26 protein-coding genes are annotated in these 24,409 nt (G+C 64.2%); 9 read left to right on the forward strand and 17 right to left on the reverse strand.

Annotated features, from left to right (window positions below):
• The first annotated feature begins 155 nt into the window (after positions 1 to 155).
• The 3 genes from phbB to BG57_RS23705 all read left to right on the forward strand — a co-directional run bounded on the left by phbB (position 156) and on the right by BG57_RS23705 (position 1,647).
• Positions 156 to 899, forward strand: a complete 744-nt coding sequence (gene phbB, locus BG57_RS23695) for an acetoacetyl-CoA reductase (protein ID WP_035968719.1) — start codon at positions 156 to 158, stop codon at positions 897 to 899.
• A 101-nt stretch (positions 900 to 1,000) separates the two neighbouring features.
• Positions 1,001 to 1,219, forward strand: coding sequence for a hypothetical protein (locus tag BG57_RS23700; RefSeq protein ID WP_035968721.1), 219 nt, complete (start codon positions 1,001 to 1,003; stop codon positions 1,217 to 1,219).
• A gap of 116 nt (positions 1,220 to 1,335) precedes the next feature.
• Positions 1,336 to 1,647 (forward strand): hypothetical protein, encoded by a 312-nt coding sequence (locus BG57_RS23705; RefSeq protein ID WP_035968722.1) that lies wholly within the window; start codon positions 1,336 to 1,338, stop codon positions 1,645 to 1,647.
• 17 nt (positions 1,648 to 1,664) lie between these two features.
• Here the strand turns inward: BG57_RS23705 and lpdA are convergent, their stop codons facing one another.
• From lpdA to BG57_RS23730, 5 genes are all read right to left on the reverse strand, one after another.
• Entirely contained in the window at positions 1,665 to 3,449 is a 1,785-nt protein-coding gene (gene lpdA / locus BG57_RS23710; RefSeq protein ID WP_075583196.1) for a dihydrolipoyl dehydrogenase, read from the reverse strand.
• Between the two features lie 126 nt (positions 3,450 to 3,575).
• Positions 3,576 to 4,469: an ABC transporter substrate-binding protein gene (locus BG57_RS23715; RefSeq protein ID WP_229753939.1), complete on the reverse strand. Its 894-nt coding sequence runs from the start codon at positions 4,467 to 4,469 to the stop codon at positions 3,576 to 3,578.
• A 118-nt stretch (positions 4,470 to 4,587) separates the two neighbouring features.
• Positions 4,588 to 5,610 carry an ABC transporter permease subunit gene (locus BG57_RS23720; RefSeq protein ID WP_035968726.1) on the reverse strand — a complete coding sequence of 341 codons (1,023 nt, stop codon included), beginning with the start codon at positions 5,608 to 5,610 and terminating at the stop codon, positions 4,588 to 4,590.
• A gap of 18 nt (positions 5,611 to 5,628) precedes the next feature.
• On the reverse strand, positions 5,629 to 7,185 hold the full coding sequence (locus BG57_RS23725; RefSeq protein WP_035968727.1) for a sugar ABC transporter ATP-binding protein: 1,557 nt from the start codon (positions 7,183 to 7,185) through the stop codon (positions 5,629 to 5,631).
• Positions 7,175 to 8,434 carry an ROK family transcriptional regulator gene (locus tag BG57_RS23730; protein ID WP_035968729.1) on the reverse strand — a complete coding sequence of 420 codons (1,260 nt, stop codon included), beginning with the start codon at positions 8,432 to 8,434 and terminating at the stop codon, positions 7,175 to 7,177. Before BG57_RS23730 ends, BG57_RS23725 begins: the two co-directional genes overlap by 11 nt.
• 228 nt (positions 8,435 to 8,662) lie before the next feature.
• On the opposite strand from BG57_RS23730, the gene BG57_RS23735 reads away from it, so the two are divergent.
• The 3 genes from BG57_RS23735 to BG57_RS34340 all read left to right on the forward strand — a co-directional run bounded on the left by BG57_RS23735 (position 8,663) and on the right by BG57_RS34340 (position 10,988).
• Positions 8,663 to 9,169 carry a GAF domain-containing protein gene (locus BG57_RS23735; protein WP_035968731.1) on the forward strand — a complete coding sequence of 169 codons (507 nt, stop codon included), beginning with the start codon at positions 8,663 to 8,665 and terminating at the stop codon, positions 9,167 to 9,169.
• Between the two features lie 47 nt (positions 9,170 to 9,216).
• Positions 9,217 to 10,197 carry a substrate-binding domain-containing protein gene (locus BG57_RS23740; protein WP_035968733.1) on the forward strand — a complete coding sequence of 327 codons (981 nt, stop codon included), beginning with the start codon at positions 9,217 to 9,219 and terminating at the stop codon, positions 10,195 to 10,197.
• A 401-nt stretch (positions 10,198 to 10,598) separates the two neighbouring features.
• Entirely contained in the window at positions 10,599 to 10,988 is a 390-nt protein-coding gene (locus BG57_RS34340) for a type VI secretion system baseplate subunit TssG (RefSeq protein ID WP_371875854.1), read from the forward strand.
• Here BG57_RS34340 and BG57_RS23745 read toward each other — a convergent pair.
• Complete coding sequence (locus BG57_RS23745; protein ID WP_035968734.1) at positions 10,888 to 12,069, reverse strand: fumarylacetoacetate hydrolase family protein; 1,182 nt, start codon at positions 12,067 to 12,069, stop codon at positions 10,888 to 10,890. The two genes, BG57_RS34340 and BG57_RS23745, sit on opposite strands and share 101 nt — an antisense overlap.
• Positions 12,070 to 12,193: 124 nt before the next feature.
• On the opposite strand from BG57_RS23745, the gene BG57_RS23750 reads away from it, so the two are divergent.
• Positions 12,194 to 12,946: an IclR family transcriptional regulator gene (locus tag BG57_RS23750; protein ID WP_035968736.1), complete on the forward strand. Its 753-nt coding sequence runs from the start codon at positions 12,194 to 12,196 to the stop codon at positions 12,944 to 12,946.
• Between the two features lie 33 nt (positions 12,947 to 12,979).
• Here the strand turns inward: BG57_RS23750 and BG57_RS23755 are convergent, their stop codons facing one another.
• Together BG57_RS23755 and BG57_RS23760 are read right to left on the reverse strand one after the other, a co-directional pair.
• Positions 12,980 to 13,498, reverse strand: a complete 519-nt coding sequence (locus tag BG57_RS23755; RefSeq protein ID WP_035968738.1) for a universal stress protein — start codon at positions 13,496 to 13,498, stop codon at positions 12,980 to 12,982.
• Positions 13,499 to 13,603: 105 nt separating this feature from the next.
• Positions 13,604 to 13,843: a hypothetical protein gene (locus BG57_RS23760; protein ID WP_035968739.1), complete on the reverse strand. Its 240-nt coding sequence runs from the start codon at positions 13,841 to 13,843 to the stop codon at positions 13,604 to 13,606.
• 213 nt (positions 13,844 to 14,056) lie between these two features.
• Between BG57_RS23760 and BG57_RS23765 the strand changes: the two genes are divergently transcribed.
• The gene (locus tag BG57_RS23765) at positions 14,057 to 14,524 is read left to right on the forward strand and encodes a response regulator (protein WP_229753909.1); all 468 of its coding nucleotides are present in this window, start codon (positions 14,057 to 14,059) and stop codon (positions 14,522 to 14,524) included.
• 61 nt (positions 14,525 to 14,585) lie between these two features.
• Here the strand turns inward: BG57_RS23765 and BG57_RS23770 are convergent, their stop codons facing one another.
• Positions 14,586 to 14,960, reverse strand: a complete 375-nt coding sequence (locus BG57_RS23770; RefSeq protein WP_152562678.1) for a hypothetical protein — start codon at positions 14,958 to 14,960, stop codon at positions 14,586 to 14,588.
• A 254-nt stretch (positions 14,961 to 15,214) separates the two neighbouring features.
• A complete protein-coding gene (locus tag BG57_RS23775) occupies positions 15,215 to 16,186 on the reverse strand; it encodes a serine hydrolase domain-containing protein (RefSeq protein ID WP_035968743.1) in 972 nt (323 codons plus the stop codon).
• 214 nt (positions 16,187 to 16,400) lie between these two features.
• On the opposite strand from BG57_RS23775, the gene BG57_RS23780 reads away from it, so the two are divergent.
• Positions 16,401 to 17,828 (forward strand): AarF/UbiB family protein, encoded by a 1,428-nt coding sequence (locus BG57_RS23780; protein WP_035968744.1) that lies wholly within the window; start codon positions 16,401 to 16,403, stop codon positions 17,826 to 17,828.
• Here BG57_RS23780 and BG57_RS23785 read toward each other — a convergent pair.
• The 7 genes from BG57_RS23785 to cyoB all read right to left on the reverse strand — a co-directional run bounded on the left by BG57_RS23785 (position 17,825) and on the right by cyoB (position 24,408).
• Positions 17,825 to 18,625, reverse strand: coding sequence for an IclR family transcriptional regulator (locus tag BG57_RS23785; RefSeq protein WP_035968746.1), 801 nt, complete (start codon positions 18,623 to 18,625; stop codon positions 17,825 to 17,827). The two genes, BG57_RS23780 and BG57_RS23785, sit on opposite strands and share 4 nt — an antisense overlap.
• A gap of 30 nt (positions 18,626 to 18,655) precedes the next feature.
• Complete coding sequence (locus BG57_RS23790) at positions 18,656 to 19,381, reverse strand: SDR family NAD(P)-dependent oxidoreductase (RefSeq protein WP_035968748.1); 726 nt, start codon at positions 19,379 to 19,381, stop codon at positions 18,656 to 18,658.
• Positions 19,382 to 19,392: 11 nt separating this feature from the next.
• Positions 19,393 to 20,694 carry an MFS transporter gene (locus BG57_RS23795; RefSeq protein ID WP_035968751.1) on the reverse strand — a complete coding sequence of 434 codons (1,302 nt, stop codon included), beginning with the start codon at positions 20,692 to 20,694 and terminating at the stop codon, positions 19,393 to 19,395.
• 61 nt (positions 20,695 to 20,755) lie between these two features.
• Positions 20,756 to 21,283 (reverse strand): 2,4'-dihydroxyacetophenone dioxygenase family protein, encoded by a 528-nt coding sequence (locus tag BG57_RS23800; RefSeq protein WP_035968793.1) that lies wholly within the window; start codon positions 21,281 to 21,283, stop codon positions 20,756 to 20,758.
• Between the two features lie 177 nt (positions 21,284 to 21,460).
• Positions 21,461 to 21,793 carry a cytochrome o ubiquinol oxidase subunit IV gene (gene cyoD / locus BG57_RS23805; RefSeq protein WP_035968752.1) on the reverse strand — a complete coding sequence of 111 codons (333 nt, stop codon included), beginning with the start codon at positions 21,791 to 21,793 and terminating at the stop codon, positions 21,461 to 21,463.
• Complete coding sequence (gene cyoC, locus BG57_RS23810) at positions 21,793 to 22,398, reverse strand: cytochrome o ubiquinol oxidase subunit III (protein ID WP_035968753.1); 606 nt, start codon at positions 22,396 to 22,398, stop codon at positions 21,793 to 21,795. Before cyoC ends, cyoD begins: the two co-directional genes overlap by 1 nt.
• Entirely contained in the window at positions 22,399 to 24,408 is a 2,010-nt protein-coding gene (gene cyoB / locus BG57_RS23815) for a cytochrome o ubiquinol oxidase subunit I (RefSeq protein ID WP_035968756.1), read from the reverse strand.
• Between the last annotated feature and the right edge of the window lies 1 nt (position 24,409).

The following is a 24,409-nucleotide window of genomic DNA, read 5'->3' on the forward strand; positions in this document are numbered from 1 at the left end:
GGCATGGGCGTCGCGCTGGCGGTCGAGCGTCCCTGATTCGGGGCGCAAGACAAGGGCGGCCCGAGTCCGCCCTCCACCCGGCGTCGCGGCATAAAAAACAATCGATGCGCCGCCGGGATTAATTCGAGTGTCAAGTACCTGAGAGGACTATTAGCATGACTAAGCGTATCGCAGTGGTAACCGGTGGCATGGGCGGTCTGGGCGAAGCAATCAGCATCAAGCTGAACGACGCGGGTTTCGCCGTCGTCGTCACGCATTCGCCGGGCAACACGATCGTGTCGGATTGGCTCGCGGAGATGGATCGTCAGGGCCGCAACTTCCGCGCGTATCCCGTCGATGTCGCCGACTACGACGCGAGCCAGCACTGCATCGCGAAGATTCAGCGCGAGGTCGGGCCGATCGACATCCTCGTCAACAACGCGGGCATCACGCAGGACACCACGTTCAAGAAGATGACGAAGGTGAACTGGGACGCCGTGTTGCGCACGAATCTCGACTCCGTGTTCAACATGACGAAGCCGGTGTGCGAAGAAATGGTCGCGCGCGGCTGGGGGCGCATCATTAATATTTCGTCGGTGAACGGGTCGAAAGGGCAGATCGGCCAGACGAACTACGCGGCGGCAAAGGCCGGGATGCATGGCTTCACGAAGTCGCTCGCGCTCGAAGTGGCGCGAAAGGGCGTGACGGTCAATACCATCTCGCCGGGCTACCTGGCGACCAAGATGGTGACCGCGATTCCGCAGGAGATCCTCGATTCGAAGATTCTTCCGCAGATTCCGGCCGGCCGTCTCGGCAAGCCTGAAAAAGTGGCCGCGCTCGTCGCGTTCCTGTGTTCGGATGACGCCGGTTTCGTGACCGGCTCGAACATCGCGATCAACGGCGGGCAGCACATGCACTGATGCACCGATGCGCGTGAAGCGATGACTTCGCGCGCCGTCGTCACTTCTTCAAACGAACATCGCCGGCTCTGCGCGCCACGGCGCGTTCCGGCATCGCTTCCATGGACGATTCCTGCACGGGCGCACGTCCCTATAACGTGAACCAACTCGACTCGGCCATCGCGCATCTCGAACAGGTGCTGAACTTCGATGGCGCGAATTCACTGTTCTCCAAGACCTACTGGCGCGCTCGCGTCGAACACGCGTTAGCCACGCCGGGACTCATGCCGTCGCAGCATGCGCGGTTGCAGCGATTGCTGCATCGAATCGAAACGTCCTGAGCAAGCAAAAACGGCCGGCGTGCACGGATGCACGCCGGCCGCGTACGAGCGATTCGTGAAGAAATTCGCGGACGGCGGTACCATGCCGCCTTTTCGAATTGTCGCTTCACGAACGTATGACTCATTTCATTCCACGCCGCGCGACGGCGGCGTCGCTGCTCTTTCTCGTGCTGGCCGCATGCGGCACCGCGAGCGAAATCACCGCTGGCCCCCAAGCCGATATATACAGCGTCACCGGCAAGGCGACCGGCACGCGCATGTCCTGGGTGACCGCGCGCAACCGGGCGATGGACGCCGCCAGCGACTACTGCAAGCAACGCCAGCAAACCATGCGCTTGCGTTCGGAGTCGACGAGCGGCGTGCGGTCACTGGAAGAACAGACGTCGACGGTCAACTTCACGTGCGTATCGTCGCAGGCGAGCGGTTGAGCCGACGATAGCGTGGGTCAGATATTCAACGCCCGCTTTCCGACCGCGAGCGCCGCTTCGCGCATCACTTCCGACAGCGACGGATGCGGATGCGAAATGATGCCGATATCCTCCGACGCCGCCTTGAACTCCATCGCGACGACCGCCTCCGCGATCAGATCCGACGCGTTCGCCGAAATGATGTGAACGCCGAGAATTTCGTCGGTCTTCGCATCGGCGATGATCTTGATGAAGCCGTCCGTCTCGCCGATGCCGAGCGCGCGGCCATTCGCCATCATCGGGAACTGTCCGCTCCTGAACTCGCGGCCTTCGGCCTTCAGCGCCTGCTCCGTCTGCCCGACCCACGCGATCTCCGGATGCGTGTAGATGACCCACGGTATGCAGTTGTAGTCGATATGCGGCTTCTGGCCGTCGATGATCTCCGCCACCAGCACGCCTTCGTCCTCGGCCTTGTGCGCGAGCATCGGTCCGCGCACGACATCGCCGATCGCATAGACGTTCGGGACTTTGGTCGCGCAATGGCCATCGACGGGAATGAAGCCGCGCTCGTCGACAGACAGGCCGATCGAATCGAGACCGAGATTGTCGGTGTTCGGCACGCGGCCAATCGATACGATCAGCCGGTCCGCTTCCAGCGTTTGCGAGGCGCCGTCTTTGTCCGTATAGGAAACGGTCACGCCAGCATCGGATGACTCGACCTTCGCTATCTTCACGCCCAGATGAATCGCCAGGCCCTGCTTCTTGAAGAGCTTGGCGGCCTCTTTTTGTAGCGACGCATCCGTGGTGCCGAGGAAGTCGGGCAGGGCTTCGAGGATCGTCACGTCCGCGCCGAGCCTGCGCCACACGGAGCCCAGTTCGAGACCAATCACCCCCGCGCCGATGACCGCGAGCTTCTTCGGCACGGTGTCGAACGCGAGCGCGCCTTCGTTATCGGAGACGATGCGGTTGTCCACCGGCACGTTCGGCAGATGCCGCGCTTTGGAACCCGTCGCGATGATGACGTGCTTCGCCGTATGGCTCCCGGTCGCATCGCCGCCGCTCACTTCGATGCGGAAATTGCCGCCATCCTTCCCCGCGAGCTTGCCGTGTCCTTTGAGCCACGTGATCTTGTTCTTCCGGAAAAGAAACTCGACGCCGCCCGTGATCTTGTCGACGATCGCTTCCTTGCGGCCGATCAGCTTGGCCAGATCGAGCGTCACGTTCTCGACGTTGACGCCGTGATCGCCCAGATGCAAGCGCGCATTTTCGAATTGCTCGGATGACGCGAGCAGCGCCTTCGACGGAATGCAGCCGACGTTGAGACAGGTGCCGCCGAGCTTCGGCTTGCCGACCGGGTTGTTCCATTCTTCCACGCACGCCACCGACATGCCGAGCTGCGCGGCGCGGATCGCGGCGATGTATCCGCCGGGTCCGGCGCCGATCACGATGACATCGAAGTCGGCTTTCTCGCCCGATGCCTGGGGCGCGGGCGCTGCTTGCGCGGCGGGCTTTTCGGGCGCAGCGGCAGCGGGTGCAGGTGCAGGTGTAGACGCAGAGTCAGATGCAGGCGCAGCGGCCTTCGCCTCGGTGTCGATGGCCGCGAGCAGTTCGTCGGCGTGCACGATATCGCCTTCCTGCTTCAGCACTTCCGCGAGCACGCCCGACGATGGCGCGGGCACTTCGAGCACGACCTTGTCGGTTTCGAGCTCGACGAGGATCTCGTCTTGCGTCACGGGGTCGCCCGCCTTCTTTTTCCACGGCAGCATCGTCGCTTCCGTGACGGATTCGGAAAGCTGCGGAACCTTGACTTCGACCCTGGCCATTCAGTTTCTCCTGTGAGCGCTATCGCGCAATCGACTAAGGGGACGGCGAGAAGCCACAGGATACGCCGTGTGCGCGGCCGGCGTGCGAACGCCGCGCCGGCCGCGCATGCAGCGGTGAATCGCCGATCAATGCGGCGCCGACCAGCCCTTGTAGTTGGCGACGTTCTCGCGCGTGACGAGCGTCGACGGCATCAGGATCATCGTGCTGCTGGGCTTCTGGCCGTTCATCATCCCGTAGCCGACGCTTACCGCCTGCTGCGCCATCGACCACGGGTCCTGGCTCGCGGATGCCTGGATCAGCGTGTCGGACTTCAGCGCGGTCTCGATATCGGGCGCGCCGTCCACCGACGTGATCACGATGTTCTTGCGCTGCAACTGCTTCGCCGCGAGATCGCTGCCGATCGCTTGCGGATCGTTGATCGCGAAGAGGCCGTCGAGTTTCGGGAAGCGCGTGAGATAGCCCTGCATCGCGTTCATGCCGCCTTCGCGCGAGCCTTTCGCGTCCTGATCGTCGGACAGCACCTTGATGCCCGGATTCTTCGCGAGCACCGTCTTGCAGCCGTTCACGCGGTCGATCACCGCCGACACCTGCGGCCCGTTTTCGATCACGACATTGCCCTTGCCGTTGAGCTTCTTCGCGAGGAAGTCGCATGCGAGTTCGCCCGCCTGCACGTTGTTGGTCTGCACGGTGGCGTCCGCGCCCGCCGCCGCGACGTCGACCGCGACCACGACGATGCCCGCCGCCTTCGCCTTCTTCACCGCCGGCTCGATCGCCTTTGGATCGACGGCGTTGATGAGGATCATGTCCACGTGCGCGGAGATGAAGTTGTCGATCTGCGTGAACTGCTTGTTCATGTCGTAATCGGACGATACGGCCGTCACCCGCACGTTCGGATTGATCGTTTTCGCCTTCGCTTCCGCGCCCTTCGCAATGGTCACGAAGTACGGATTGCCGAGCGATCCGACCGTGATGCCGATCGCCTTCAGCGGCTTGTCGGCGGCGTGAGCGGTGAGCGTCATCGTGAATCCGAGCGCGAGTGCGACGCTCGCGAACAGCCTGTTGTGCTTGCGCATGTTGGGTGTCTCCGGTTGTTTCGTTGGTTTCGTTGATATGGATGCTGCAACTTGCAAGGCCACGCTAGGTCCGCGCCGATCCGCGCTGACGGTAACGGTCGAGCGCCACTGCGCCGATGATCACGAGCCCCTTGATGATGTACTGCCAGATATCCGATACGCCGAGCAGCACGAGCCCGTTCGACAGCACCGCGATGATGAGCGCGCCAATCAGCGTGCCGACGATCGACCCGACGCCGCCGACGAAGCTCGTGCCGCCAAGAATGACCGCGGCGATCGCGTCGAGTTCATACGACTGGCCGAGTTGCAGGCCGTTGGCCGCATAAAGCCGCGCTGCCGACATCACCGCGCCGAGTCCCGCGAGCAGGCCGGAGATCGCGTAGACGAACATCTGGATGCCCCACACCTTGATGCCCGACAGCCGCGCCGCTTCCGGATTGCCGCCGACCGAGTAGATGCGCAGGCCGAGCACCGTGCGTCGCAGAATGAACCACGAAATGATGACCACAGCAAGCGCGATGATGACGAGCCAGGGCACGCCGAGCACGGTGTCGTTGCCGATGAACGCGAACGGCAGTTGCGGATTGAAGATCGTCGTGTCGTGGCCGATCAGCCGCGCGATGCCGCGCACGGCCGTCAGCGAGCCGAGCGTGACGATGAACGGCGGCAGCTTCAGCAGCGCGATCAGTGCGCCGTTGACGACGCCGAAGCCGAGTCCGACCGCGAGCGCGGCGGGTATGCCGAGCCAGCCCATGCCTGGCAGGTTCGATGCGAGCAGCGCCGTCACCGCCGCCGCCGACAACACCGAGCCCACGGACAGATCGATGCCGCCCGTCAGAATCACGAAGGTCATGCCCGCCGCGAGCACGATGTTGATCGACGCCTGCTGCGTGACGATCGACATGTTCTGCCAGCTGAAGAAACCATCGGTGACGATGCCGAAGCCGATGCACAGCAGGATCAGCACCGGCAGCATGCCGGCGGTGCGCATGAGAACCTGCATGCGCTCGCGATGCTCGATGCGCGTCTGCCGCTCCGCCACGCTCGACGCGGCGACCTTGTCGTGCTGCTTGGTCATGTTGCTCATGTCTCTCTCCGATATGTCCTACGCCGCCTGATCGAGCGCGGCTCGCGAGCCGGTCGCCAGTTCGATGATTCCTTCCTGCGAGATCGGCTTGCCCGAATGCCCGCCCAGTTCGCCCGCAATCTCGCCTTCACGCATCACGAGCACGCGATCCGCCACGCCGATCACTTCCGGCAGCTCGCTCGATATCACGATCACGCCGACGCCCGAACGCGCGAGGTCATTGATGATTCGATAAATCTCCGACTTCGCGCCGATATCGACGCCGCGTGTCGGTTCGTCGAGGATCAGCACTTCGGGCTTCGTTTCGAGCAGGCGCGAAAGCAGCACCTTCTGCTGGTTGCCGCCCGACAGCGCGCCCACGTTCACGCGCATGTTCGGCACACGGATCGTCAGCGCGGCGATCGCGTCCTTCGCACGGCTGTTGCCGCGTGCGATGTCCATCACGCCGGCCTTCGCGTCGCGTCCGGCAACCGTGATGTTGATGTTGTCGCGCACGCTCATGTCGAGGAAAAGGCCCTGGCCCTTGCGGTCTTCGGTGAGATAGACGAGGCCCGCGTCGATGGCGTCGCGCGGCGTGCGCAGTTTGAGCGGCTTGCCGTGCATCGACACTTCGCCGCGCGTGCGCTCTTCCGCGCCGAAGATCAGGCGCGCCAGTTCCGTGCGGCCCGCGCCGACCAGCCCCGCGATGCCGAGCACTTCGCCCGCGTGCAAATCGAGACTGCAGCCGCGCACGCGGTTGTCATCGGCGATATCGCGCACGGACAGCACGACGTTGCCCGGATCGTACGGCGCGTGTTCCTTCTTGTAGAAGCCGGAAATGTCGCGGCCGACCATCATCCGCACGAGACTTTCGGCGGACAGTTCGTCGCGCATCAGCGTGCCGACGTAGGCGCCGTCGCGCAGCACCGAGACGCGATCCGACAACTCGTAGATTTCTGCCATCCGGTGGCTGATGTAGATGATCGCGATGCCTTCCGCGCGCAGTTGGCGCACGAGCTCGAACAGGCGATCGGTTTCGCGCGAGGAGAGCGGCGTCGTCGGTTCGTCCATCACGAGGATGCGCGCGTTCGCATGCACGGCTCGCGCGATTTCGACGAGTTGCCGCTCCGCGATCGACAGATCGCCGACGAGCGTATGCGGCTTGAAGGTTGCGCCCAGGCGCTTGAGCACATCGGTGCAGCCGCGCTCCATGCCCGCGCGATCGACCAGCCGCCCGCGCCGCAGCTCGCGCCCGGCATAGACGTTCTCCGCGACCGACAGATTCGGCGCGAGACTCAACTCCTGATAGATCACCGCGACGCCGAGCGAGCGCGCGGCGAGCGGGCCGTCGATAGTCACCGTCTTGCCGTCGATCAGAATCTCGCCGCCCGCGTCGGCCTGATACGCGCCGGACAGGATTTTCATCAGCGTAGATTTGCCGGCGCCGTTTTCGCCCATCAGCGAATGCACTTCGCCGGGATAGACGGACAGGCGCACGTCGTTCAGCGCGCGCACGCCAGGAAAAGTCTTGCTGATGCCGCGCATTTCAAGCAACGGCGTGCCGGATTTAGGCGATCCGGGGGAATCATGCGGCATGGTTGACCTCCTGCGATTTGACGCCCGCGCCGCGATGCAGCCCGACGCGCGGTGAGAAGTTGAAGAACATCGGCAGCGTGGCCGCGCCGATCGCACCCGCGTCCGGACCGAAACTGCCGCGCACGATCGCCGGCGTGCCGCGCGCTTCGGGCGCGTTGGCGGTCATCGTCGCAACAAGACGCCCGATGATGCGGTCGAGCAGGCCGCCGTCGATATCGGAGTCGAGCACGACCATCGGCACGTCGAGCACGCAAAGCGTCGTGCGCAGGGCGGGTGCGAGGGCTTCGATACAGTCGTCGATCCATTCGTCGACGGCGGGCAGACGCCGCTCGATGCACGCCTGCAAGTCGATGCGGTTGTCCGCCGCCGCGCCGCAATGGCGCAGATGCCGCGCGAGCGCATTGAGCGACGCCCGCGACAACAGGATGTCCCACTGGCGCGGCGGCTGCGGCGCGGACGGCAGTCGGCTCGGCGGCACCGGAATGACGCCGATATCGCCCGCGTTGCCGGTCGCGCCGCGAAGACAGTCGCCGTCGATCGCGATGCCGCCTCCGATCGCCGAACCTAGGAACAGATAGACGAAGTCGTCGCAGCGGCGGCCGTGGCCGTAGAACAGTTCCGCGATCGCGGCGGCGTTGCCGTCGTTCTCGCCGAATACCGGCAGTCCGATGGCGCGCGAAAGCGCGGCGGGGAAATCGGTTTCGTCCCAGGCGCGAAAGGTATCGGCGCTGACCGTGTCGGCGCTGACGCCCAGTTCGCGCAGCCACGCGCCGAGGTTGTACGGTTGCGCGACGCCGACGCCCGTCAGCCGCTCGCGTTCCGCCGCGCTCAGCAACCCGAGCATGTTGTCGATGTCGCGCTGCACGATGCCGAGCACGTCCGACGGATGCGGCAGCACGGTGTCGAGCGCGCTGCGGGCGAGCACATCGCCGGCGAAGTTGACGAGCACCGTCTCAATGCTCGTGCGATCCAGCCGCACGCCGATGCCGAACGCGCCGCGCGGATCGAGCCGCAGCAGCGATGCGGGCTGGCCGCGCTGGCCGTCGAGCCGCCGTCCGGTGTATTCGATGAGGCCGTCTTGCGCCAGCGAATCGACGATGCCGCCGACCGCCGTGCTCGTCAGATTCGCGTGACGCGCGAGTTCGGCTTTGGACGCCGGTTCGTTGCGGCGCAGCGTTTGCAGCAGCAAACGCTCGTTGTAACGGCGCACGGTTGCAGAGTTGCTGCCTCTGCCGCTCGGGGATTTCACGCGACGTCTCCGGGGGTGACTGGCCGTCGTTTGCAATCTGCAGCCATTAATTAAATCAAGTTGATTTATTTAATAACGATCGCTGCTTGTTGTAAACGAGGGATATCCCGAATCTGCCTTTAATCGACGGCAGCGGCACGCCGCCGGAACTACAGTAGGCGTCGGGGCTTGCAGTCGGCTTGCGATATTTGCTGTGCTATCTTCATCGACACTTTTCGGGATGCCGCCATGTACACGCTTTCCACTACCGCTCACGCGACCAAGGCCGCGCAATACGACGACCTGTTGCAGCAGGCGCGCTCGCTGATCGGCGATGAAATCGACTTCACCGCGAATGCGGCCAACTTCGCGTCGCTCGTTTATCACTCGTTGCCGGACCTCAACTGGGCGGGCTTCTATTTGTTCGATGGTGACGAGCTCGTCGTCGGTCCGTTCCAGGGCAAGCCGGCGTGCGTGCGCATCGCGCTTGGACGCGGCGTGTGCGGCACGGCAGCACGCGAACGCAAGACGCAAGTCGTTCCCGACGTCGATGCATTTCCCGGCCACATCGCGTGCGATTCGGCATCGCGCTCGGAGATCGTCGTGCCGCTCGTCGCGAGCGATGGCACGCTGATCGGCGTGTGGGACGTGGACAGCCCCGTCCCCGGCCGCTTCGACGATGAAGACGCGGCGGGCATGGAAGCGCTATGTGCGGCGTTCATCGCGCTGGCGTGGGAAGAGCGTGACGAATCGTGACCTCGTCCGTCTAAAATGAGGCGACCGCCGATTCCCGTCTCGCCTCCATGAGAAGCCCTGTCCGCCGCCGTCTGCTCACCGCCTGCGCCCTGAGCGCGTGCGGACTCGCGACCATTCGCGATGCGGCTGCGCTGCCCGATGCCAAAGCCACCGTCGCGCTCGTGATGAAGTCGCTCGGCGATCCGTTCGTCGCCTCGATGATCGACGGCGCGAAGAACTACCAGCGTCACTATGCATCGCAACTGGACCTGACGACGCACGGCACGCTCACCGACAACGATGTTGCGGGTCAGGCGCGCATCATCGAGTCGCTGGTCGAGGCGAAGGTGAACGCGATCGTCATTGCGCCGACCGATTCGAAGGCGCTCGTGCCGGTTGTCGCGAAGGCGATTGCGGCGGGGACCATCGTGATTGCCATCGACAATCCCTTCGACGACGATGCGCAGGACGCCGCTCACGTGACGATTCCGTTCGTCGGCCCGGACAGCCGGCGCGGCGCGCGGCTCGTCGGTGCGTATCTCGGCTCGAAACTGAAGGCGGGCGATGAGGTGGGCATCATCGAAGGGCCGCCCAACGATCGCAATGCGCAGCAACGTACCACCGGCTTTCGTGAAGCGATGACGGCGGCGCAGATTCGCGTCACGGCGCTGGACACCGGCGACTGGACCTTCGAGAGCGGCAAGTCCATCGCACTGCGGATGCTGTACGCGCATCCCGGCTTGCGCGGCATGCTGTGCGCGAACGACAACATCGCGATGGGCGCGATCGATGCGATCCGCATCGCGGGCAAGAAGGGGCAGGTGCTGGTGACGGGGTACAACAATATCGACGCCGTCCAACCGATGCTCGATGACGGCCGCATGCTCGCGACCGTCGAACAATTCGGCGCGCGGCAGGCGGTGTTCGGAATCGATGTGGCGGTGAAGGCGCTGGTGGAACGGCGGCGGCAGGGAGAGTTGTCGCCGTTTATGGAGACGCCGGTGCAGGTGGTGACGAAGGGGCGGGGGGGACGGTTTGGGGGGAAGTGAGACGAACGCTGTATGCTGCCGGACGCTTTAGGCTATGCCCTTCGAACGAAGCGTTTGTAGGCCGGGGTTTGGGCCACGGCCTAAGGCGTAGGCGGGATAGTGGACTCGGTCACAAGAGCATTCATCGACTTCGCTGATGCCGGTTTAGGATCGTTGCCCGGTGGAGTCGGATAATCAAGCTATGGGCTGACAGAGCGGGGCATTGCCTCAACGCTGCTGCCGCAAGAGCCGATCGCAGCAGTGCAAATCGCACATTTGCATCATCAACCGTGGCGTTACGGTTTCTTCCCGCTCAAGCGCCGCATTGGCGCGACGCCTAACGTCGATCCGATCCGCACAACTGCTGGCAAGCGAGCCGTTCCGCATCGGCCAGCGTCTCAGTCTCACCTCGCCTGAACGAAATTGCCGACGCCCGCCAGAAGGACCGAAGGCCGTATATCCGGCTCTTCGGCTTCCGCGCGCTAGGCCGACATGGACCATTGCCACCCCACATCACCGAAATCGCACGCAAACGCAAAGCTCACCGCGAGCACCCGACGCTTGGCAACTTCCAGCAAATCTTCACTCACGTGCTGTATCGCGCGTGGACGCCAACGCAGGCCACGGCGAGTCTCAATCGACGCGATCAGAAGAAGCGCTTTTCCGTGTATTGGACAAGCGCATCCAGACGCGCAACTCGACTAGATTCCCTCACTCCGCCCGCAACACCCCCCTCGCCGCCAAACTCCGATACAACGCCCGCACCCCGAACGTCCACGGCTCGATTTCCGTCGACAGCCGCACCGTATTGACGAGCGCGCCGAGCGTCGGCGTCGAAATAGTCACCACATCGCCAAGATGATGCGTGAAGCCGCCGCCCGCGCTGTCGCGATCCTTGATCGGCGAGAACATCGTGCCGAGGAAAAGCATGAATCCATCCGGATACTGGTGATGCGCGCCGTGTGTCTGCGCGACGAGGTCCGCGGGATCGCGGCTGATTTCGCTCATGTGACTCACGCCTTCGAGCACGAAGTCATCATCCTCGCCCTCGATGCGCAGCGACACGCTCGTGCCGCGTACCGTGTCCAGCGTGAAGCCGCCGTCGAAGAGGCGCACGAACGGCCCGATCGCGCACGACGCGTTGTTGTCCTTCGCCTTGCCGAGCAACAGGGCGCTGCGGCCTTCGATATCGCGCAGGTTCACGTCGTTGCCAAGCGTCGCGCCGACGATCTCGCCGCGCGCATTCACCGCCAACACGATCTCCGGCTCCGGATTGTTCCATTGCGACGTCGGATACAGCCCGACATCCGCGCCGAAGCCCACCGACGACATCGGCTGAGACTTCGAAAACACTTCCGCATCGGGGCCGATGCCGACTTCCATATATTGCGACCACGCCCCGCGCCGCTCCAGCTCCGCCTTCAGCTTCGCCGCGCTTTCCGAACCGGGCACGATCTTCGACAGATCCGCGCCAATCAGCTTGTTGATCGTGTCGCGCACTTCCTGCGCCTTCGTCGCGTCGCCGCCGGCCTGCTCCTCGATCACGCGCTCGAGCAGGCTCACCGCGAACGTGACGCCGCACGCCTTGACCGCCTGCACGTCGCACGGAGCAAGCAGGCGCGCGCCGCCCGGCGCCGCGTCCAGCGTCGCTTGCAGCAGGTACTGAACGGACCCGAGCGACTCGCCTGGCGCGTTTCGCGCGATATCGACGGCGTCGGGACGGTCGAAAAGATCGGCGGTCGTCGGCGCGGCGCGGGTGATGTCGAACACTTCGCCGTTACGCACGGCGACGACAGCGGGGCCATCCACCGGCGCGGGACGCCATACACGGCCGATCAGCACGGCATCGGTCAGGTCTTCGGGCAAGCAGGAAGCAATGGAAACGGGCTGCATGAGTCAATCACCGTGCGTCGAAAAAAGGAGAATCGATCGTATCCCGCGTGTTCGTCACTGTCCATTGGGTTGCATATTTGTCCAACATGTTGGAGTATCGCCAATACTTCAGACGACGACTCTCATGGAAAAAGCCTACGACGTTCCCGCGCTGCGTCGCGCGAACGACATCCTCGAAACGCTCGCCGCCGCCGCGAAACCGGTGCGCGCCGCGACGCTCGCCGAGCAGACGGGGCTGTCGCGCAGCACGCTGTATCTGATGCTCGAAACGCTCGCGCGCATGCAGTGGATCGAGAAGCGCGACGACGGCTACGTGATCGGCGTCGGACTCTTCGAGCTCGGCAACGCGTATGTGCGCCACGACAAGCTGCAGGCCGCGTTTCGCGAGGGCGCCGGCGCGTTCATCAACAAGCACAACGAGGTCGTGCAACTGGCCGTGCTCGACGGCGTGCAGGTGGTGTATGTCGCGCGGGAAGACGCGCATCGGCCGGTGCGGCTCGTCTCCGATCTCGGTTCGCGGCTGCCCGCACATTGCTGCGCGCTCGGCAAGGCGCTGCTCGCGGGGCTGTCCGATGAAGCGGTCGCCAAGCGCCTGCCCGAACGTCTCGAAGCGGTAACGCCGCGCACCATCACTCGCCGCGCCGCGCTGTTGCGCGAACTTGCGGCGATACGCGCGAGCGGTCTCGCCGTCGAACGCGAAGAAGTCGCGGAAGGGCTCGCATGCTTCGCGGCCTATGTCGGCACGACTCCGGCGGGCAAGCGCGTCGCGGTATCGACGAGCATGCCGATTGGCCGGCTCGATGCACGGCGCGAGAAGCAGATATCCATCGGCATCGTGCAGCTTGCGGAGCAGTTGAGAAGCGCGTTGTCCGCTTGATGCACGATTGCCGCCGCGTCTTCCGGCGCGCGTTCACACCCGCGCCGCCGACGCCGCTTCCATCGCGCGCGCGTCCCGCGTCTCGTGTTCGATGTCCGCGTGAGCGTCCCTCGCGCGATGTGCTGCGATCAGCACATCGCATCGCGTTTGCGTGCAGACGACATCGCGCAGACGCTCGCGGCCCCGGCCCCAGCCCGAATCGGTCTCGCCGCCGAGCACGATGAGATCCGCGCCCGCTTCGTTCGCCGCCTTCGCGATGGCCTCGCCGACCGTCAGGCCCGGCGGCAGCGTTACGCTCACCCCCGCGCCGTCGATACCGGCGCTTTCGATCTGCCGCAAGCTGTAGCGGGTAAGCGCGCGAGCGTGATCGTCGATGAGAGCGGCGGTATCGCGCACGTTGCAATCGCCGGTGACGACCGCCCACCACGGCGTGCGATCGACCACATGCAGCGCGGTCAAGCGCGCGTCGCACTCGCGGGCGCGGGCAATCGCGGTGGAAAGGGCGCTCTGGCTGAGACTCGTGCCGACCGCGACGAGAATGTGCTTGTACATGATGACCTCCGGTTCGGATCGCCGCCTCGGAGTCGAAGCGGCATGGGAGGCATGATCGGCCGGGAGAGTTAGCGGTGAATGAGCGGGAAGGGCGATCCGCGTCGACTAGCGCCGGCGCTTCTTCCAGTCGTAGCCGGCGGGCGGATCGGCGACGCCCGGCTTGCCGACCGACTGCGGATTCTCGCTGCATAGCGTGACAAAACTAATCGCATCGCCCTTCGCCTGGCGTTGGCGCAACGCCTCGGCGAAGCGCAAGGCGTCCGCGAGCGCGGTCGGTTCGAATCTTCGATGGCGGGCGTTGCCTTCCGATCCCGGATCGCCATCGAGCCAATAGACGACGAACATCGTTTCCTCTCGAATGTGACGAACGCGTGACGCTTGCCGTTGTGCGCCGCCGATGCAAAACCTTCACGATTCCGCCCGCGATGGAACTGTACCCAGGCACCGGGTATTCCCGAAGTGCGCATTCGGCGACCCGCATGCCGTCAAGGACCGTCGACCGATGCTGCGGCGCGGTACGCCGGTTGCTCATCGATACGGTCCATCCGAGGCTAGAACATGCAAACCATGCAACGACAGGCACAGCTACCGGAAGAAGCCGTCTGGCAGATCCCCGAGCGCGCCGCTCATCACGATGAGCCGCGCGTCCTCGTCGCCGACGACGATCTCGACGCCACGCGCGCGCTGTGTCTCGCGCTCGAGGACGCCGACTTCGACGTGCGCGCCGTGCATACCGGCCTCGATGCGGTCACGATCGCGCGCAAGTGGCGCCCCGGCGTGGTGCTGCTCGACCTGATGATGCCGCTCGGCGACGGGTGGGAAGCAGCCGAAGCGATCCGCGCGCTCGACCTGTCGATGCTGCTCATTGCGCACACCGGCCGCACGTCGCCGGACGACCGGGCGCGTGCGCAGCGCACCGGCTTCAATGGCTATTTCATCAAGCCGACGGAACTGGATCGCATGATCCGCGTGATGCGGACATATTACTCGGCGCACGAGGCGGATCGGCGGGTGCGCGAGTGTTGAAGGGCGTGAAGTGCGCCCGGGCCGACGTGCGCCGCCGAAACGCGCTCCAACGCCCGCGCAGTCAGGCGTTGATGCGTCTCGCGGACACTTCGTCCATCGCGACCGCAGGCTGTTCGGTCTCGCACTCGACGTGCTGCCTGAGCACGTCGTCCCAATATTGACAGTAGCCGGCCCAGAACGGCATCTGCGTCCGAGAGCAGGCATCCCCCGGCAACGGATGTGGCAGCATGCGGCTCAGCCGGATAACTTCCTTGCGCTTCCATTGAAGCAGCGTGCGGCGAGGGCCGCGGATCGCCGGGCAAAGCTCGTTCATCTGCGCGACCGCGTGCCAGAAACCTTCGGCGGGGCGCGACGCCATCATCGTGAGAATCGTCGTGTCCGGGCGCGGCCCGCGCTCGTGACAGATAATCGCGCCGATCTGGCCGAGGATGTACATCGTTCTTTCGATAGATTGGTCGGCCGGCGGCTGCATGGCGTCCTTTATTTTTGATGGTTGTGTTGTGGCGCGGCGTGTCTCGTGCGCATCGGGAATGAGCCGGGGCCTCTCCCGTCATTCTCGATATTGATACCTTGTTGCGCGAGCGTATAAAGATACCGTATCGAAAATGCTTCGCATCGCCTATCGACAAAAAATAACTAATTTTGAGATGAGCGATCGGAGAAGGAAGCGCTTGCCGCGCGGCCTGAAAATCAATCGCCGCCGATCCCTATCACATGCTGCTCGAACAACGCGCGCGCGTGCTTCGCGGCATCGTCGTTATCGGATGTCACCGCCGCGACGATTCGTTCCTCCGGCGACACGAAGATGAACTGCTCGCCGAATCCCGCCGCGAAGAAGTAACGCGACGCGATCCACCAGAGGTAGCCGTAGCGCGCGTCGTGCATCGGCGGGCCGCCTTCGCTGTGCACGGAGATGGCGTCGTCGATGAAGGACGCATCGACGAGTTGCGTGTCTCGCCACTTGCCGCGGTCGAGCATCAACGTGCCGAGCTTCGCCATATCGCGTGCGCGCAACATGAGACCGCGGCCCGCGAACGTGTGGCCGTCTTCATCGGCGATCCATTCGTCGGTATCGATGCCGAGCGGATCGAACAGTCTCTCGCGGACGTACTGCGCGAGCGTTTTTCCAGCGACGTTCTCGACCGCGATCGTTAGCAGTTGCACCGCATGCGAGTCATAGACGAACTGCGTGCCGGGCGCATGAACGATGGGCCGCGACAGCACGAACGTCAGCCGATTTTCGTCGCCGGAGAAGCGCTCGCACGGGCCGAGCACGCAGTCGTCGATGTCGCTCTGCTCCCATTCGAAGCCCGCCGTCATCGTCAGCAGATGCCGCAACGTGATGCTTCGCACGCGCTCGTCGAGCGCGGAATCGCGCGCCGCATCGATGAAGTCGCAGATGGGCGCATCGAGGCTCGGCAGCAATCCTTCTCCGAGCGCGATGCCGACCGCGAGGCCCACCACGCTCTTCGTGACCGAGTTGATGTTCTCGAGCGTATCGGGCGATGCGTGGCTCCGATAATGCTCGAACGCGATGTGACCGTCCCGCACGACGACGAACGTGCGCACACCGCTGCCTTCCACTTCGAGTGCCTCCCGCAAGGCAGTGAAATGACGTTCCTGATGCCGGCCGTTCGACTCGCTTTCGTGGTTGCTTCGCATGACAAGAGTAGTGGTGGTCCCGTGAGAGCGGGATGCTGTCTCACTCTAAGCGCGCCGGAATCAGGCGTCAATTCGAGATGTGTAGGAACCCGAAACATAAGCGCGTCGGAAGGCGCGGTTCATGCTCCACCCTGCAACAGGACCGAATCGTGCTACATAATCAGGCAAGCGCGATGCCGCATCTCATCATTCAGTCTCTTTCAGGAACCCAACCGTGCCCGTTCGACGACTCGCGACGCTGTGGCGACTTGGCAGGGCGTTCGTGCGCGAGAGCCATTCGACGCAAGGCGGCGCGTCGATGGAGCGCATCGCCCGCTTCTTCGCGCTGCATGGGGCGCGTGCCGCGCCGCTCAGCGCGGGCATGCCGGCGTTGACGCAATTGCCGCGCGTGATGACGGTGGCGTCGGGCGTGCTCACGCGCCATCCCGCGCTTGCGGAGACGGCGGTGCGCGTGGCGCTGACCGAAATGGACGGCCTCTTTACGCCGTACGATGCCGCCCAGTTCCGCGCCGCGTGCGCTTTGTCGCTGGCCGCCGCGCCTCGCGCGGATATCGACGGAATCAGTCCGGTGCCGGTGCGCTCGGGCATCGCCGAGCAGACGCACGCCGCGCGCATCGATGGCGTTCCGGTGCGCATCACGCTGCTACGCGCCGATGCGCGCCAGGAACTCATCGACGATCTCGACCTCGCGCTCGCGGCCGCGCGCTTCGCGGAGCGGCGTTCGGCCACGGCGCGCGAACTGCACGCGGCGGAATGCGTGCGCCTGATCCAGGAACATGTCCATCCGATGATCGACCTGCGCCAGCGCGCCGCCGATCAAAGCTATCTGCGCTATCGCCTGCGCGACGACGACCGCATCGCCGTGCCCGAAGTGCTCTGGGATTTTTGCAGCGACGCGGTGCTCACGACACGCGCGATCGACACCGTGCCGTTATCTGATGCGCATGCGCTCGCATCGCATGGCTTGCAGCAGGCGGATCTCGTCGCGACGCTCATCGAAGCGTTCTTCGAAATGGCGCTCGGGCAGGGCTTTTATCACGCGGGACTGGAAGCGGCGGGCGCGCGCGTGAGCATCGAGCCGGCGACGCTCGGACAAATCGTGCTCGAAGCCGATAACGCGATGACCTTCTTCGCCGCGCATGAGCGCGAGTTCATCGTCGGCGTATCGAATGCGCTGCTCGAAGGCGATCACAAGGCGGCGGCGCGCACGCATCTCGAGCACGGAAGGCCGGATACGCACGCTGCGCATCATGAAGTGCGCGTCGAATCGACGTATCGGCGCGAGGCGGAACGGTTCTCATCGCCGCAAGCGAGCAAGGGAACGGACGTCTCACATCTGTTCGATGCCCTCGGCGCGGCGCCCGCCGAGCATAGGTTCAGCGCGGCGCATGCGCGGATCGCATCGCGGGCCGTGCTGCTGTCGCGGTCGATGGAGACGATCGAGCGAATGGCCCACGCCGTCGCACCGGATGTGGATGTCTGGCTGATCGCGCGCCGCGTGATTGCGCGGCTCGCGGCGGACCAGTTCGGCTGTCACGGTCTCGTCGCGCACCTCGCGCGGGAAGCGACGCACTGGCCGCGGATGTTGCCGCGTCTGCCGACGCTCATCGCAAAGCGAGCCGGGGCGGCGCAAAAAGGCTAGACGCGCGTGCCCGGACTCATCCGCTCGGCAATCGCGCGGCACGCGTTGCGTAGCGGCGTGACGTAGGTTTCCATCGGCGTCGCGCTCTTGCGGAACAGCGGAATGCTGACGCTCACGCAACCGAGCGTCGCGCCGTTCGCGCCGACGATCGCGCTGCCGTAGCAGAAAATCTGCGCTTCGTTCTCTTCGCGATCTTCCGCATAGCCGCGCGCCTGACACGCATCGAGTTCCGCGTCGAGCGCGCTTCGCTCGATGATCGTATTCGGCGTGAAGCGTTCGAGCGCGATCCCGTGCAGCAGCGCATCGCGTTCGGCGTGCGGCAGCGTCGACAAATACGCCTTGCCGACGGAACTCGAATACAGCGTGACGCGTGTGCCGATGCGCGAGGCCATCCGCACCGCATGCGGGCTTTCGAGCTTCTCGACGTACACCATCTCCGCGCCGCTGCGCACGGCGAGGTGCACCGTTTCCTGTGTGGCGTCGCGCAAGTTCTGAAGCGCGTCGGCGGCGGCGATGCGCAAATCCGAGCGTTCCCAGCTCCGGCTCGCGAGCGACATCAAACGCGGCCCGAGCGCATAGCAGCCGACGCGCGCGCCTTCGGTGACGAGCCCTTCCGCCATCAGCGCGCCGACGATGCGATACACCGTCGGACGCGGATAGCCGCTCAGCGTGACGAGGCGCGCGATGGTCGGCGGCTCGGCGGCATCGGCGATCAGCTGAAGCACGGCCATGAACTTCGAGAATGCGGCCGTGCCGGTTGCCTTGGCGGTGTCGAGAGAGGCGGGATCGATGGACATATGCGACGAAATGAAAGGCGACGCCCGAATTTACGCCACCAGATAGCCGCCGTCGACTGGGACGATCGCGCCCGTCATGAACGACGCCGCCGGCGACGCCAGAAATGCTACGACACGCGCGACGTCTTCGGGCAGCCCCCAGCGCTTCATCGGCGTTCGATCGAGGATCGCTTGCGAGCGGCCGCCATCGTCCTGAAGCGCCTGCGTGAGCGGCGTCGCGATCCAGCCGGGCGCGACCGCGTTCACCCGGATGCCCTCCGCCGCGTACGCGATGGCGAGCGACTTCGTCAGTTGCGCCACGCCGCCCTTGCTCGCGCTGTACGCGGGCACGAGGCCGCCGCCGAAGAACGTCAGCATCGACGCGGTGTTCACGATCGCGCCGCCCGTTTTGGCGAGCAGCGGACGCGCGGCGGCGCACATGCGCATCGTGCCGTTCAGATTGACGGCGATCACGCGCTCGAAGGTCTCGATGTCGTGCTCGTCGCCGCGCTTGATCATGCCCGCGCAGTTGACGAGCACGTCGAGCGCGTCGAGACGGGCGAAAAGTTCGGCGGTGCTGGCGGCATCGGCGACATCGAGCGCGGCGACTTCGATGCCGGCAAGCGCGTCGCGTTGCGCATCGGTCGGCGCGATGCCGGCAGCGATCACGCGCGCACCGAGCGCCGCGAACTGCTGCGCGATCCCCGCGCCGATGCCCTGCGTGCCGCCGGTCACGACGACGGTCTTGCCCTTGAAGAGATCAGCTTGAAAAGTCATGTCTGGAAGGTTTAAACGACGGGAACGGGCGACGCCTGTTGCTCGCTGTCCTGAATCGGCGAACGAACGACGAACATGTACACGAGCGCAGCGGCGAACGCGACGCCCGCGCTGATCAGGAACGCGTTCACGAACGAATGCGTCTTGTCGACCACGAGCCCGGTGATGAACGGCGCGAACGAGCCGCCGAAATAGCCGCCAAAGTTCTGGATGCTGCCGAGCGATGCGACCATGTGGCGCGGTGCGGCCACCGAAACGAGCGCCCATGCCGCGCCGCTCGCCATGTTGACGAAAAACATCGCGGCCGACAGATAGACGATCGCGAGCGTCAGGTTCGGCGTGAACGCGGCCGGCACGGTGAACAGCGCCGCGCCGATAAGGCCCGAGCAGATCGGCCACTTGCGGCTGCGGATCGGCGCGACGCCGCGGGCCATCAGGCCATCGGCGATGAAGCCCGACGACAGCATGCCAAGCGTGCCCGCGAGATAGGGAATCGACACGATCCAGCCGGTCTTCGCAATGGTCAGATGCCGCTCATGCTCCAGATACGCCGGCAGCCACGTCAGATACAGCCACACCATATAGATGACGCCCATGAAGCCGAAGATCATGCCCCACGTAGTCGCCTTGCCGAACAGGCCGCGCCACTCGGCAAAGCTCATGTTGCGTTCGCTGCGCTGCGCCGGCTCGCCTTCGGTCAGATGCGCGAGTTCCTGCGGCTCGAGCGCGACATCCTTGCGATTGCGATAGACGATGTACCAGCCGATCGCCACTGCAATGCCCAGCACGCCCATGATGACGAACATGTTGCGCCAGCCGAAGTTAAGCAGCAGCACGGTGAGGATCGGCGGCGCGAGTGCGGGGCCGATCGTCGACGACGTGACGAAGATGCCGGTCGGCTTGCCGCGCTCGCGTTGCGCGAACCATTCGGAGACGACTTTCGCGCCGGCCGGAAACTGCGGCGCCTCGCCGATGCCGAGCGCGATGCGCGCGAAGAGGAACTGCTGCAGGTTCGTGACGAGCCCGCCGAACAACTGCGCGACCGACCACACGAACATGCCGAGGCCGAGCATGACGCGTGCGCCGAAACGGTCGAGCATCACGCCGATCGGCAATTGCGAAAACGCATATGCGAACGAGAACGCGGACAGCAGCAGGCCCATCTGCGAAGCGGAGAGTCCGAGTTCCTGCGTGACCGAATGATTGGCGATGGACAGCGTGCTGCGGTCCAGATAGTTGACGATACCGGCCAGCGTCAGAAAGGTGAGCGCGACCCATTGAATGCGCTTGAGGCGCGGCGATTTGCTCTGCATGTTGTCTCCTCCGAATGCGCTTCGATGGCGCTTCGGGTGGCTGTGGCGATTAGGCGGATGGTTAGCGGATGAACTGATCGACGAAATCAGCGCCCAGTCCGACCGACTCGTAGTGCTTGCGGCACATGTCGACCTTGGTGAACACGTCTTCGTAACCGGTGTAGTTGCCGTGCGGATCGCAGTAGAACATCACGCCGTTCACCTGGAAGTACGTGATCATCTCTTCGACGTCTTCGGGCACGTAAAGCGTGTGCGTTTCGCCGGGCGGCTCGAAGACGTAGCTGCCTTCCGTCGCGACCCAGTCGTGTTCGAGGTAGCGCCAGCGGCCCTTCAGCACCATGCCATGCACGGCTTGCGGATGACGATGCCGCGACAGCACGCCGGATTTGCGCACGCGCAGCAGGTTCATCCAGTAGCCGGTCGAGACGTTCAGGCACAACGGGCGAAACCAGACGTTCTCGGCTTGCGGGACCCACTCGCGCTCGTCGGTAGGAATCGCGTGTCCGACGACGATCTCCTTCTGCGCTTCCTTGGGATTGGGATACTGATACGGCGTCATTGCGTCCGCCGTGGGTTTGGGCGCGGGCATCGCGGCTCCTTTGTCCATAATGTGGATGACTGAATCAAATTATGGACAAATCTTGTCGCCCGGCAGCTTCATTGTCAAGATTTGTAGCGGTCAGGGAAAACGCGAATATAAAAAAAGCGGGTCCGAAATTCGGACCCGCTTTTAGCGCCGATAAACCGGCTGCCGAGTTGCGCTGGCTTAGCGCGCCATCATCAGCGCGTGGACGTTATGCATGACCCACACCGTACCGACGATGATCACCAGCGACATCGTGATCGTATAAACGAACGACATCGCGTTCCAGCGCTGACCCTTCGACGTGTTCACGTGCAGGAAGAACACCACGTGCACGACGACCTGTACCGCCGCCAGTACCGCCAGCCACACGAGGCCTTGCTCGCCGGACAGCTTGCCTGCCGTCACGAGCCAGAACGAGGCTACCGTGAGCACGACAGCCAGTACGAAGCCGATCAGATAACCGCCGACGGTGACGTGCGGCATATCGCTATGCGTTGTATGCGAATGTGCCATTAGACGATGCTCCCAAGGTAGACGAAGGAGAACACGCAAATCCAGACGATGTCGAGGAAGTGCCAGAAGAGGCTCAGGCAAGCAAGCCGGCGCAGTTCGCGCTCGCCCATTGCCGGCTTCTTCACGATCTGCACTGCCAGCACGACCAGCCACACGAGACCGAGCGTGACGTGCAGACCGTGCGTGCCAACCAGCGTGAAGAACGCCGACCAGAACGCGCTGCGTTGCGGACCCGCGCCTTCAGCGACCAGATGCGAGAACTCTTGCAGTTCCAGGCACAGGAAGCCCGCGCCCAGCAGCGCCGTCACGAACAGCCACAGCAGCACGCCGCTCTTCTTCTGACGAACCGCGGAGATCATCGCGAAGCCGAACGTCAGGCTGCTCGTGAGCAGCAGCCCGGTTTCAATCGCGACATCCTTCAGGTTGAACAGGTCCTTCGCCGTCGGGCCGCCTGCGTACTGATTCGCAAACATCGCGAAAGTCGCGAAGAGCGAAGCGAACAGCAGGCAGTCGGTCATCAGATACGACCAGAAGCCGAACACCGAATGGGACGGCTGGTGTTCGTGCTCGTGCGCGTGATGCGCGGAAAGTGTCGATTGCGACATTTACAGAACCTCCAGTTCCAGTTCGCGGCCGGCGCCCGTCTTGGCCGGCGCCTTGGGCGGGCGGTTCCGCTCTTCGGTTGCCTTGACGGTAGCGGCGGGGATGATGTAGCCCGTGTTTTCCGCAAAGCTGTAGCCGATGGCGACCGCTGCAACACCGACCAGACCGACGATAGCCAGCCACCAGATGTGCCAGATGGCCGCGAAGCCGAAGACCAGCGCGAAGAAGCCGATCAGGAAGCCCGCGCTCGTGTTGGACGGCATATGGATGTCGCGCAGCGGACGCGTTTCGACGCGGCCCGTTTCCTTCGCGTGAGCGAAGTCGTCGAGTTCACGCACGTCAGGAACGTGTGCGAAGTTGTAGACCGGCGGCGGCGAGCTGATCGACCATTCGAGCGTGCGGCCATCCCACGGATCGCCGGTGACATCGCGATAAGCCGGCTGATTGCAGCGAATCACGCTGACCACGATCTGCGCGACCTGGAACACGACGCCCAGCGCGATGATGCCCACGCCGCATGCAGCGACGACCAGGTACGGCTGCCATGCGGCGTTGTCGTAGTGCTGCAGGCGGCGCGTCATGCCCATGAAGCCGAGGATGTAGATCGGCACGAACGCGACGAAGAAGCCCACGAACCAGCAGATGAACGCGTTGCGGCCGAGCTTTTCGTCGAGCTTGAAGCCGAACACCTTCGGCCACCAGTACTGCACGCCCGCGAAGTAACCGAACACCACGCCGCCGATGATCGCGTTGTGGAAGTGCGCGATCAGGAACAGGCTGTTGTGCAGCACGAAGTCCGCGCCCGGAATGGCAAGCATCACGCCCGTCATGCCGCCCAGCGTAAAGGTGATGATGAAGCCGATGGTCCAGAGAACCGGCGTGGTCATCTGCACGCGGCCACGGAACATCGTGAACAGCCAGTTGAAGATCTTCACGCCCGTCGGGATGGAGATGATCATCGTCATGATGCCGAAGAAGGCATTGACGTTCGCGCCTGAACCCATCGTGAAGAAGTGGTGCGCCCACACGAGGAACGACAGCACCATGATGCAGCATGTGGCCCACACCATCGTCTTGTAGCCGAACAGCGGTTTCTTCGAGAACGTCGACACGACTTCCGAGTAGATACCGAATGCCGGCAGAACCAGGATGTAGACCTCGGGGTGACCCCAGGCCCAGATCAGGTTCAGGTAGACCATCGGGTTGCCGCCGCCGTCATTCGTGAAGAAGTGCATCCCCATGTAGCGATCGAGGCCGAGCAGCGCGAGCGCGACGGTCAGGATCGGGAACGTCGCCATGATCAGCACGTTCGAGCAGAATGCCGTCCACGTGAAGACGGGCAGCTTCATCCACGTCATGCCGGGCGCGCGCATCTTCACGATGGTCACGAAGAAGTTCACGCCGGTCAGGAGCGTGCCGACACCGGACAACTGCAACGCCCAGATGTAGTAGTCGACGCCGACGCCCGGGCTGAACTGCGTCTCGGAGAGCGGCGGATACGCGAGCCAGCCGGTCGCCGAGAACTCGCCGATGAAGAGCGACAGGTTGATCAGGATAGCGGCCATGGCCGTCATCCAGAACGAGAGCGAGTTGATGAATGGGAACGCAACGTCGCGCGCGCCGATTTGCAGCGGCACCACGAGGTTGAAGAACGCCACGAGCAGGGCCATCGCCATGAAAAAGATCATGATGGTGCCGTGCGCCGTGAAAATCTGGTCGAAGTGATGCGGCGGCAGATAGCCGGGCGCGTCCATCGCGAGCGCTTGCTGCACGCGCATCATGACGGCGTCGGCGAAACCGCGCACGAGCATCAGCCCCGCGACGACCAGATACATCACGCCAATGCGCTTGTGGTCGGTCGACGTCAGGTACTCGCGCCAGAGCCAGCCCCATTTTCCGAACTTGGTGAGAGCGGCGACCGTACCGAGCGCGAGGATCGCCATGAGGACAGTCGCCCCCATGATGATCGGCTCGTGATACGGGATCGCCTCAAGCGTTAATTTGCCAAACATG

The organism is Caballeronia grimmiae, from assembly GCF_000698555.1.
Lineage (GTDB): Bacteria > Pseudomonadota > Gammaproteobacteria > Burkholderiales > Burkholderiaceae > Caballeronia > Caballeronia grimmiae.

What these genes read in the sequence shown, in the direction of transcription:
- BG57_RS23700 (WP_035968721.1), top strand. Translation starts at nt 1,001, where the DNA reads ATGGACGATTCCTGCACGGGCGCACGTCCCTATAACGTGAACCAACTC.
- BG57_RS23755 (WP_035968738.1), bottom strand. Translation starts at nt 13,498, where the DNA reads ATGTACAAGCACATTCTCGTCGCGGTCGGCACGAGTCTCAGCCAGAGC.
- BG57_RS23790 (WP_035968748.1), bottom strand. Translation starts at nt 19,381, where the DNA reads ATGACTTTTCAAGCTGATCTCTTCAAGGGCAAGACCGTCGTCGTGACC.
- BG57_RS23795 (WP_035968751.1), bottom strand. Translation starts at nt 20,694, where the DNA reads ATGCAGAGCAAATCGCCGCGCCTCAAGCGCATTCAATGGGTCGCGCTC.
- BG57_RS23800 (WP_035968793.1), bottom strand. Translation starts at nt 21,283, where the DNA reads ATGCCCGCGCCCAAACCCACGGCGGACGCAATGACGCCGTATCAGTAT.
- BG57_RS23740 (WP_035968733.1), top strand. Translation starts at nt 9,217, where the DNA reads ATGAGAAGCCCTGTCCGCCGCCGTCTGCTCACCGCCTGCGCCCTGAGC.
- phbB (WP_035968719.1), top strand. Translation starts at nt 156, where the DNA reads ATGACTAAGCGTATCGCAGTGGTAACCGGTGGCATGGGCGGTCTGGGC.
- BG57_RS23760 (WP_035968739.1), bottom strand. Translation starts at nt 13,843, where the DNA reads ATGTTCGTCGTCTATTGGCTCGATGGCGATCCGGGATCGGAAGGCAAC.
- BG57_RS23725 (WP_035968727.1), bottom strand. Translation starts at nt 7,185, where the DNA reads ATGCCGCATGATTCCCCCGGATCGCCTAAATCCGGCACGCCGTTGCTT.
- BG57_RS23785 (WP_035968746.1), bottom strand. Translation starts at nt 18,625, where the DNA reads ATGTCCATCGATCCCGCCTCTCTCGACACCGCCAAGGCAACCGGCACG.
- cyoC (WP_035968753.1), bottom strand. Translation starts at nt 22,398, where the DNA reads ATGTCGCAATCGACACTTTCCGCGCATCACGCGCACGAGCACGAACAC.
- lpdA (WP_075583196.1), bottom strand. Translation starts at nt 3,449, where the DNA reads ATGGCCAGGGTCGAAGTCAAGGTTCCGCAGCTTTCCGAATCCGTCACG.
- BG57_RS23720 (WP_035968726.1), bottom strand. Translation starts at nt 5,610, where the DNA reads ATGAGCAACATGACCAAGCAGCACGACAAGGTCGCCGCGTCGAGCGTG.
- BG57_RS23705 (WP_035968722.1), top strand. Translation starts at nt 1,336, where the DNA reads ATGACTCATTTCATTCCACGCCGCGCGACGGCGGCGTCGCTGCTCTTT.
- BG57_RS23715 (WP_229753939.1), bottom strand. Translation starts at nt 4,469, where the DNA reads ATGACGCTCACCGCTCACGCCGCCGACAAGCCGCTGAAGGCGATCGGC.
- BG57_RS23745 (WP_035968734.1), bottom strand. Translation starts at nt 12,069, where the DNA reads ATGCAGCCCGTTTCCATTGCTTCCTGCTTGCCCGAAGACCTGACCGAT.
- cyoD (WP_035968752.1), bottom strand. Translation starts at nt 21,793, where the DNA reads ATGGCACATTCGCATACAACGCATAGCGATATGCCGCACGTCACCGTC.
- BG57_RS23750 (WP_035968736.1), top strand. Translation starts at nt 12,194, where the DNA reads ATGGAAAAAGCCTACGACGTTCCCGCGCTGCGTCGCGCGAACGACATC.
- BG57_RS23775 (WP_035968743.1), bottom strand. Translation starts at nt 16,186, where the DNA reads ATGCGAAGCAACCACGAAAGCGAGTCGAACGGCCGGCATCAGGAACGT.
- BG57_RS23735 (WP_035968731.1), top strand. Translation starts at nt 8,663, where the DNA reads ATGTACACGCTTTCCACTACCGCTCACGCGACCAAGGCCGCGCAATAC.
- BG57_RS23770 (WP_152562678.1), bottom strand. Translation starts at nt 14,960, where the DNA reads ATGTACATCCTCGGCCAGATCGGCGCGATTATCTGTCACGAGCGCGGG.
- BG57_RS23765 (WP_229753909.1), top strand. Translation starts at nt 14,057, where the DNA reads ATGCAAACCATGCAACGACAGGCACAGCTACCGGAAGAAGCCGTCTGG.
- cyoB (WP_035968756.1), bottom strand. Translation starts at nt 24,408, where the DNA reads ATGTTTGGCAAATTAACGCTTGAGGCGATCCCGTATCACGAGCCGATC.